The sequence below is a fragment of the Variovorax glacialis genome, from assembly GCF_051216375.1.
Taxonomy (GTDB): Bacteria; Pseudomonadota; Gammaproteobacteria; order Burkholderiales; family Burkholderiaceae_C; genus Variovorax.
In genome coordinates, this window is sequence record NZ_JBPJZT010000069.1 from 1 (window position 1) to 1167 (window position 1167).

Genomic DNA, 1167 nt, shown 5'->3' on the forward strand with positions numbered 1-1167 from the left:
GTGACGTCGGCGCGGGTTGTACCAGCCCTCGATGTAGGTGAACAGCGCCAGCCGAGCCTCGGTCTTGGTCTGCCAACTGCGCCGGTCGATCAGTTCGCACTCGAGCGTGGCGAAGAAGCTCTCGGCCATCGCGTTGTCGTAGGCGTCACCGACGGTGCCCATTGACGGGCGCACGCCCATCTTCTTGCACCGTTCGCCGAAGGCGATGCTGGTGTACTGGCTGCCTTGATCGCTGTGATGGATCACGCCGTCGGGCTTGCGCTGCTGCAGCGCCATGTTCAGGGCCGCGAGCACAAGATCGGCGGTCATCTGTTCGCCGATCGCCCAGCCCACGATACGCCGACTCCATACATCCAGCACGACGGCCAAGAAGATGAAGCCTGCCCAGGTAGGCACGTAGGTCATGTCGGCGACCCACAGCTCGTTCGGGCCACCGGCAATGAATTCGCGCTTGACCAGATCAGGCGCAGGGCGTTGCCGCTCATTGCGTTGCGTGGTCACGATGAAGCCACGACGCCGACTGATGCCTCGAATGGCGTTCACACGCATCAGCCGAGCCACGCGTTTGCCGCTGACCCGTGTCCCCTGGTCGATTAGTTCGGCGCGCACACGTGGCATGCCGTAGGTGGCGTCGGATTCGGCGTGGATTGCTCGGATTCGCTCCACCAGCACCGCGTCGTCGATCGAACGCCTCGACGGCGTTCGGTCGACCCACGCGTAGTAGCCACTCGCAGAGACCTTGAGCACGCGGCACATCGTATGCACTGGAACCTTGGCCTGGTTCGCACTCACGAGTTCGTAGACCCGATGGATGTCTTCTCGCCTTTGCCGGCGAACCAGGCCGTAGCCTTTGCCAAGATGTCCCGCTCCTGCTTGAGCTGTCGGTTTTCTCGGCGCAGCCGCACGAGTTCCTCGCGCTCAGCGCTGCTCAAGACGTCCTTCCCACGTGCGGGCTTGCCGCTGTCCGCGGCGGCTTGCGCCACCCAAGTGGAGATGCTTTGGGCAGTGCAGCCGAACTCACGCGCGAGCTGTGACGGCGTGCGGCCCGCCTGGACCAGTTCGACCATCTGTCGGCGGAACTCCGCCGGGTACGGAGGCTTCGGTGTAGGCATATCGGACTCCTTCATCCATAAGGATCGGGTGTCCGCGAAATCGGGTCAACTTCAG

1 protein-coding gene is annotated in these 1167 nt (G+C 63.6%); it reads right to left on the reverse strand.

Going from position 1 to position 1167, the window contains the following annotated elements; translation table 11 throughout:
* Positions 1 to 1112 (reverse strand): IS3 family transposase gene (locus ACSFBL_RS35620; protein WP_435520504.1). Its coding sequence is split into 2 segments (ribosomal slippage), with 1113 coding nucleotides annotated over them: positions 1 to 854 and positions 854 to 1112; the frame shifts between segments, so codons are not numbered across the junction. This gene is flagged as partial in the annotation.
* Positions 1113 to 1167: the final 55 nt, after the last annotated feature.